This is a genomic window from Neorhizobium turbinariae (assembly GCF_023223505.1).
GTDB lineage: Bacteria > Pseudomonadota > Alphaproteobacteria > Rhizobiales > Rhizobiaceae > Neorhizobium > Neorhizobium turbinariae.
In genome coordinates this window covers 1-5,724 of record NZ_JALPRY010000034.1, presented here as the reverse complement: position 1 = coordinate 5,724, position 5,724 = coordinate 1, and the positions used below count along the sequence as shown (strand labels likewise).

Annotated in this window: 4 protein-coding genes; 1 reads left to right on the top strand and 3 read right to left on the bottom strand. The window is 58.0% G+C overall.

The window, feature by feature from the left end; translation table 11 throughout:
• Positions 1–1,280: 1,280 nt before the first annotated feature.
• Positions 1,281–1,985: a hypothetical protein gene (locus M0654_RS21865; protein ID WP_248684910.1), complete on the top strand. Its 705-nt coding sequence runs from the start codon at positions 1,281–1,283 to the stop codon at positions 1,983–1,985.
• A 7-nt stretch (positions 1,986–1,992) separates the two neighbouring features.
• Here the strand turns inward: M0654_RS21865 and M0654_RS21860 are convergent, their stop codons facing one another.
• Genes M0654_RS21860 through M0654_RS21850 form a run of 3 tightly spaced genes read right to left on the bottom strand, consistent with a single transcriptional unit; the run spans position 1,993 to position 5,692 of the window.
• A complete protein-coding gene (locus M0654_RS21860) occupies positions 1,993–3,828 on the bottom strand; it encodes a TniQ family protein (protein WP_248684909.1) in 1,836 nt (611 codons plus the stop codon).
• Positions 3,828–4,886, bottom strand: a complete 1,059-nt coding sequence (locus M0654_RS21855) for a TniB family NTP-binding protein (RefSeq protein WP_248684908.1) — start codon at positions 4,884–4,886, stop codon at positions 3,828–3,830. The genes M0654_RS21860 and M0654_RS21855 overlap by 1 nt, the downstream gene beginning before the upstream one ends.
• Positions 4,887–4,888: 2 nt before the next feature.
• Positions 4,889–5,692 carry a hypothetical protein gene (locus tag M0654_RS21850; RefSeq protein WP_248684907.1) on the bottom strand — a complete coding sequence of 268 codons (804 nt, stop codon included), beginning with the start codon at positions 5,690–5,692 and terminating at the stop codon, positions 4,889–4,891.
• Positions 5,693–5,724: the final 32 nt, after the last annotated feature.

Genomic DNA, 5,724 nt, shown 5'->3' with positions numbered 1-5,724 from the left:
CTGCCTCTTGAAGTTTTAGTTTAGGTGACACCTTTCAGCGCCCCGTTCGGCGGTTTTTGCCCGCGACTTGGGTCTCTCTGCGAGGATCTTGAAGGATGGCGTTTTCCGCCGGTTGCCGGGCGCCTTGGGTTTTTCGTCCCAGGCATCCCGTCGGACTTGAAGGTCCGGCGGCACCATCATCCTCAACCCCCATGTGTGCCGCACAGGCACGTCCGACGCGCTCTTTCGGGCATCAGAAGCAGTGGGTGGTCCGTTCCCGCCTGCTTCCCCCGTCTCGCCGGAGGGAGACCATTTTCCGCGAACCCCGGGGGTGAAGGTTCACGTCCTCCCTTCACCCCCGGCGCCGGCTCCGCATGGCTGGCACGCCTGCCAGCGTATCCGATGCGGAACGGGGCCATTGTCGGAGCGGGTTCTGTGGGCGTGGAAGATCGAGGGTGGTTTTTCGGCTAAGTGATTGAGGATGCTGGAGGTGGGGTGCAAGATTTTCCACCGGGGTGGAGATGCATTACCCCCTCACCAACAAAATCTACGATTTAGCTAAAGCTAAGATCGTGATTTTGTAACCTCTCCCACCAAGGGAGAGGGAGGGCGTCGAGGATGCCGCATCGGCTCCTCTCCCCTTGGGGGAGAGGAAGAAAAATCGGCAGCTTAGGCCGAAGGGCTAAGTGCTAGATTTTTCAGGTGAGGGGATAATGCTTCGCCTCATCTTGTTCCTTTTACCGAATTTGCTGCCCCTCACCCTAACCCTCTCCCCGTTCTGACGGGGAGAGGGGACGTGCCCCACGCCGAACCTCGAATCAGGCCGAGACGGTGCGGCATATCCCTTCTCCCCGCCTGCGGGGAGAAGGTGCCGGCAGGCGGATGAGGGGCAGATGAGAGGTGGGGAGCGATGATTACCTGGCGCACGAGGCGCGAGTTTTTCTCGTTGTCCGCTTCACCAAAGCAGGCTTAGGGTAGCTTGCCTGCTGGCGGGCGCTCCGGACTCCTTGCGGATTCACGAAATGTTCCGTGCAGTCTTTCTGGCCGCACTTGCGTGCGGCCAGGATTCCTATTTGTCGCTTCCGCTAAGGTTGTAGGGAGCCATTGAATTTGTCATTAGAGACACCGAATATGGCAGTTAAATCAATGCGTATATTTTCGCTATCGTGGCGCTGAACGTGTCATCGTACCACCGAGGTCTGTCATTGAGTTCCGCCTGAAGAACCAGTCCAGCCACCGGCTCTTCATTCTTGCGATCTCGGGATGGATGATTTCCTCGATGGCATTCGAGGGCATTGAAGGTGACAGTCTATTTCCCAACTCGTTTCGCGATCTTGCGCGAGCGCTACGACGAGCGCCTGTCCGAGATCGGCCGGGCAGCGGTAGCCGCGAGCAAGGTCCACGGTGACGATCGGATAGATGATGTCTATACAGCGGTACGCGAGACCTTGACGAAGGCTTCGCTGGGTGGCGTTGGGAAATCCGAACGGCGGCTCAGGGAACATCTTTTGGACGAACTCGAAGGACTTTGCCTGGCGTGGCAGAGTGCAGGCGAAGTCGTGCACGACGTTGCGGGCCGTCTGAAAATTGCAGACTTCGTGTCCGAGAACGATGCGTTCGCGGATCTCCAGGACGAGGGAATCTTCCCCGATCTATGTTACGTTCACATAGGCGAGGGGACAGGTCTCGCTCTCCGAAATACGCCGCCACTGTTCATTGATGGCTTCTTCATTCAACCGAGTTGCCTCGGCGATGAAGCGGGAACCATGCTCACTTTCACCTGCGGGATCTCTCAGGGCGCTGAACCTTCGTACGAGCTGGGGTCAATGCTGCGGACGAGCGGGCGTATGGTGAGCGTGTGGATTTCCAGCGATGTTCCCTACGCGAGCCCACGGCTATTCGGTGATCCGGATATCGTTGCGGACTCCGCGATGTATCATGCACTCACCACCGCGGCTGCTTCGATCAGGGTGACGGCCGAGAACGTTCGTTCATTCACACGCTAGCGCGGTCTTAGCGTGGGTTGGGATCGAGGCCAAGCGCAGCCTCAGCGCGGTCTCGGAGGTAGAAGGCATTCTTCATCTGCTTCTTGGGGAATGTCCGGGAAAGACCAGCCGCCTTCAGCCTTTTCGTAGCCCGCGGCGGCCTGAGACCAGACCGTTCACAGCACTCGGCCAGACTGATATAGCGGTTCTCGAAGGCTTTGACCGCTTCGATTGTAACAACCTTCTGCGGGATCTTAGTGTGTGAATTGGGCTCCGTCCGTGTCTCGATGTGACCGTGGGTCATGAGCGGACTGACGCCGTTGCGCGACGTGTTCCATCTCTTCGCTAGGTCCACGGCTGTCATGTAACCGTGTTGTGGGCGCAGGATCCTGCTGTCGACTTCATCCCGGTTGAGCATGAGTGACATGATGCCCGCCTTGCTCGGGTCGATTCCGACGTGCGTCACTTCATTCCGGAGTAGGAGTTTCAGGACTTCCTTATAGGAACATGAGAGAGACTTAGTTACATCCTTGATGGACATTAGGCCGTCAGTGGATCCCGGAGTGCCCTTTGCAAGCAGGTCATCCCGGAGCCTCGTGAGTTCCTTTCTTGAGAATCGTGTAGAAATCTTCGCCTTACGATCATGCGGGATCGTGGGAACGATGATGCGTTCCTCGACTAAGGAGACGAAGCCAGTATAGCTGATCCCGATCAATTCGGCGCCGTCCGTTCCTCGCACAAGATCTCGGATTGCATCAGCCACTGACTCCGCTTTGTCGGCATCGATCACCTCGAGGTTCGTGCCGGGGAGGTTGGTGTAGGCCTCGGTAGTGTGAAGGAATTTCCTAAGTAGGAACGGCGTGATGCCGTATTTCCGTTCGAAAGACGGGTAGCTGAGGTACTTGGCTTCTTGGAACCTGCCGAAGATGCTGCTGGTGTCGGTGAGGAGTAGAGAGTTGTAGGCATGGGCCCTCACTGCGTCCCTCACAGGATCGTATGCAGGATTGTCTAGCTTTTCTGCAAGAAGAGCGTGAAAAGCACCATAGAGCTGGCCGCCGCCATAGTATGCGCTCGGAAGCTTCTCCTTTGTATTGAGGCTTTCAAGGAAGCGGTGCAGGCCTGTCAGACCTTCCTTGAAGAACTCGAACCCTGCGGACGCGGCCTGCCAGAACTCATCGTCTGACTTCTTCAGTGTCCTGACTTTCTTCCCGTACAGTACCACCATTCCCGCCACTTCGCAGATGTCGCCTGCAACATAGATCGGAAGCTGGTCGAGCAGGTCGTTTCCTGGCTTCTCACCCTTGAGACGTCCATAGATGTAACGTTCGAAAAGTGAGAAGTCCCGCGTTGTGGATGCCGCAGCGGCAATGGCGACCTCTCGGCGTAGTTCACCAAGCATGCTGCAGAAGTCATGGGTGTGATTCGGATTGGAACCGATGCCTGCCGATACCAAAGCTCGAGAGTGAATGGGGCAAGTCCGGATGAAGCGTGAGAACCACGTCTTTCTCCCGTACCTGCGTGTGCGCGGACGAAGGTCGACGCGCTGATCGTCCTCGGCAAAGCATGATGGGCAGAATTTGACCGCGGCCCTAGGATGGAAGACCCAGGGTGTCGGGTCTCCCCCGACAGACACGTAATGCTCTCCGACCCTCTTCACCGCTGCCGCCTCGAGGACATCGCGGTCCACGCCGGAGATCTTGGACAATGCGGCAATAGCATCCTCATCGCCGTCGACCACTTTGCGGAACTTGAAGCCGAAATCCTGGCAGAGCTCGAATGCGGTTCGCGCGTTCGCGACTGCCAGTCGGGAGCAGAAGCTCGTAAGGCTCTCGTCCTCGCGCAGTTCTACCTTGATCAGACCCATTACTTGCGCCTCCCTTTCCCGGACGCGGAACTGGCATCCACCGGTCCGAAATTCCCATGGCGGTCGACCGTCCGGATGATCGAGCGCCAGTTGTCGGCATGCATGACGTTCTCAGCGTCATTGTCACCGCATTTCGCTAGGCGGGCGTAGGCTTCGATCCAGTTCTGGGTCGAGACCTCAGTCGAGTCCGTCTCGAGCGCGTCCTCGATAGCGTGATAGATCAACGGCAGGATCAACCCGAAACGGTCACGAGCGCCGTGCATGATGCGGGCAATCAGTTCGAACGGCTGCTCCCGGGACATGGCGAGACCGGCTCGATCCCGGATCAGGTTGTCGAGGATCCACGCCACATATTCCTTGTCCTCCTCGAAGCATAAGTCCTCGACTGCGAACTGATCAGTCCGGCGCTCCATCTCCTTGTGGGGATCATAGTCGACAAGACCATCGATGTCCGGGAGGCCCACCAGCACGAAATGAAGCGGCCACATGACATCCTGCAGGCTGTTCTTCAGCGTGTGAAGGATGATCCGTGGGTCCATCTTCTTCGGTGCGTCGAAGACGTGCTGGAAGTCGTCGATCACCACGAGCTTCGTCCCGAAGTTCCGCAGCGTACGCCTTGTCTTGTGCCCGACTGTCGTAGGCGAGCCGATCACGTTCCCCTCGTACCCCAGCAGTTCCAGGATCTCCCTGTTGAGATCGACCATGCTGCATGCCACGGGAGCGCGCACGTAGAGCGTCGGGCGCATCATCTCACCATACTCGTCCTCGTAGTCGCGAAGCGTCGTCAGGAGCCTCAGCCCGCGCTTCACGATCGTTGACTTGCCTGCCGCTGATTCTCCGCTGATCATCAGGATATGCCCCGGTTCGGAGCCGTCCTGGATCCCACGCTCGATGCGCCGCAGATGCACCTCAAGTTGTTCATCGTTCTTGGTCTTGTAATATGCGGCCTTGACCCTGTTCATGACCTCGAGGATGCGCCGCTGTCGGGCATCAAGGTCGCGATCCGATCCAGCCATTGGAAGTCCCGAGGCGCCGTGGTCCGGTCCGTTCATGCTCATTCCTACTTGTCCTCTGACTTATAGTCCGGATTGAATAGCCGTTTCCGCCTCGCGCCACTGCTCCTTTGCTGTCCACCATCTGAAACATCAGTATGCTGGGATCGCTTGGGAGCCGCCGCCTTGGGGCGGGTCACCTGAGGTGAGACCGCCTGCAGTCCGGCCTCTTTCCGTGCCTTCTCGAAGCGATCAGGGTCGCTTGGGGCGTTGGCGCTTGGGCCTAGGATATCCTTCCGCGAACGGGGCGACACAGGCGGCGATTCTTCTGGTTCAGTGGTGGAGGGCTCCTCCGGAACGGTGTCACCGTAGTCCTGCTGGGCCTTGGGCTGGTACAGATGCCCCTTGATGCTGCGATGGATTCTCAGAAGATCGTCGGCCGTGTGCTGATGCGAGGCGATGTCGTTTCTCTCCTCCGCGACCTCGACCTTGTACATGGTCGCTTTGAGCGCGCGCATGACATTGGCGTGGTCCTTCTGCTCGTCTAACGAGAAGCGCTCCGTCAGCCACTGCTGCGCGATCCGCCAGTGCGTCACCGAAACGCCATCGAATCCTGGGATAGGACACGTGAGCGAGTAGAAGCCCATGCCATCGAGGGTCCTAGCTTTGATTTTGCCGAGGTCCCACGGGTTCACCCGGATGTCCGCCCGACCCTTCTTGTTCTTGTTGATGAACTGTTGAAGCCGCTCATCGAAGTAGGGAATTCCCATGAAGATCAGCCCGTTTCTTCCGATCGGGTGATTGAAGAGCGTAATGTCGAAAGCGCGCTCGTCCTCCTCCGTCAATTGCAACACCTCGTTGTTGATTTGCACTGAGAGCTGACCCGGGATTGCGGGAAATTATC

Coding starts and splice junctions, on each gene's coding strand:
- M0654_RS21855 (WP_248684908.1), bottom strand. CDS start 4,886: ATGAGCATGAACGGACCGGACCACGGCGCCTCGGGACTTCCAATGGCT.
- M0654_RS21860 (WP_248684909.1), bottom strand. CDS start 3,828: ATGGGTCTGATCAAGGTAGAACTGCGCGAGGACGAGAGCCTTACGAGC.